Below are 1,985 nucleotides of genomic sequence, written 5' to 3'. Positions count from 1 at the left end.
TGATGTTGTTCAAGCCTATGTCGCTCTTCTAACAGTTGGTTAAAGAGATAGTTAGCCTGTTCATTTTGGCTGAGGTCTTCTACGGTTAATGGAATCTGTTCTGGATACAGTTGTTGCAAGGCTCTAGCAGCGGAATCAGAAGCATCGACACTCGGTGGAATACCTGATTCCACACATTGCCAGAAGTGACGTTCCGCATTGATGATGTGCTGGATCACCGTTTCATTTCTTGTCACTTTAAAGATTTTGGTTTCATGTCCACAGATTAAGGCACAAATATGTGCCGCTTGTTTGCCTGTTACCGCCAGTTGGTGCTGCACTTGGCACAGTACATACAGTGGTACGCCATCCCGCCAAAGCTTTGCGCCATATTCCCCCACAGTTTTACACTCTAATATTTGAACTTCTTCATTGCCGACCACGGCATAATCCAAATTCGCCAACATAAAGTGTTTGTCTTCATCAGGATGTTGTAGCACGGCATTGACACGACGCACTTTATGATTGGTATGCATGCTGTAGTATTCAGCCACCAAGGGCTCAAGTTGTTTGCCCCAGTACAGGGGTGCATAACCTGCGCTTTCATCTTCAATATTTTGTTGCATGCGTCCTGTCTTGATCATCCAGAGTTCGAGCATCGACATATAGGGATTCAGTCCACAGGCCGTTGCAGCATCACTACTCCCAATCCCTTGCTTTCTGACTTCTAGCCATTGTTGGTAATTCAACTGTTTAGTATTGGCAAGTCGTTTAGCTGCGGTTGTTCTGCTTTTGCGTGGCTGTTTAGTTTGAGCTGGATTAGATGGATGACGTTTACTTCGGGTACCTACCTCGATCTGTTGGGTTGCTGGGTTTTGGTTTGGATTAAGCTGAGGTACATAAGGCAATAAGGGTGGATGGTTTAAACTATTCTGAATATGGGTATGACTCTGCATGGTGTATTGATCCTATCGTTATGAAATATGTAAAAGCTGAATTTTGGGCATAAAAAAAGCCACATCTGAGGAATGTGGCGAAGGGTGTTATTGCTTAGGCTAATATAGCTTGCTTAACTGAAACTGAATTTATGCCACCATTCTGAGCGCTTGTTCTAAGCCACGTTGTTTAATCGCTGCCCCTGCGCCAAACCATGCTGAATCGAGGCGATGATCGGTACTCATAGCACGTCTTTCGTGATCGACGAATTCCGTGATTGAGCATAACAAACCATAGGCTGTGTCTTTGGCTGAACTGAGTTCTGCCCCTCGTCCATGTCCGTTAAACATAGTCATGACTTTTGACATCGCACGTCCATTCGGTTCGGTTTTATTGTCGACTTTTGATGAGTTTGTTTGATTCGGCATGGCTGCATTTCGATAAAACTGAATAATGCTTTCATCCTGTTCAGCGAAACTCAGATTAGTATTGTTAAATACCGCATCAAAGTAAGCAGCTGCTTCTTGTTGCGTTACTTTACGTTGACTCAGTTGCTTCATTTCATACATGTGTTCATCCCATGCACGCACTGATATGCCCAACTGCTGTTTGACTTTTTCAGCATCGAAACGAGTACTGTGCGGGACTTTGACCACACCTGTGTTGTTCGATCCAGCGTTTTGTGCTTTGAGTGCAATGGCTAAGGTGTTGTTACACACCACCCGAATAGAGGTGAATTGTGCGGTAGTCGCCAAGGTACCATCACACGCCGTCGCTAAAAGAATGTAGCCATTGCTGACATCTTTGCCTTTCAGTGCTGAGGTCTGTCCAGTTTTGGCTAATGCCCAGAATTTCTTCCCACCTTTCAGTACCCCTGCGGTTTCCAGCTCAAAGCCTGATTGTTCAGTCAGATCACGATAGAACTCTAAAATGTCTTTGGGTTGTACTTCTTGAAAGCGCTGACTCACCACAGATAAAGGTGCATGGGTATCAGAACGATACAGCACTCGTTGTTCTTCAAAAGGTAAGATGATGTTTTGTCCGCGTTGGTTTTTCGCCATGTAACTGAC

Annotated in this window: 2 protein-coding genes; both read right to left on the bottom strand. The window is 44.7% G+C overall.

Annotated features, from left to right (window positions below; all coding sequences use genetic code 11):
* Nucleotides 1-935, bottom strand: a 935-nt coding sequence (locus A2003_RS10755) for a YqaJ viral recombinase family nuclease (protein ID WP_286687335.1), incomplete at its 3' end; no start/stop codon positions are given.
* Between the two features lie 129 nt (nt 936-1,064).
* The coding region (locus tag A2003_RS10750) for a DUF932 domain-containing protein (RefSeq protein WP_286687334.1) at nt 1,065-1,985 on the bottom strand (921 nt) is incomplete at its 5' end.

It is taken from the genome of Acinetobacter sp. GWC1_38_13, from assembly GCF_001767535.1.
GTDB classification, from domain to species: Bacteria; Pseudomonadota; Gammaproteobacteria; order Pseudomonadales; family Moraxellaceae; genus Acinetobacter; species Acinetobacter junii.
The sequence above is the reverse complement of the archived record's forward strand: the minus strand, read 5'-3'. Positions and strand labels throughout refer to the sequence as shown.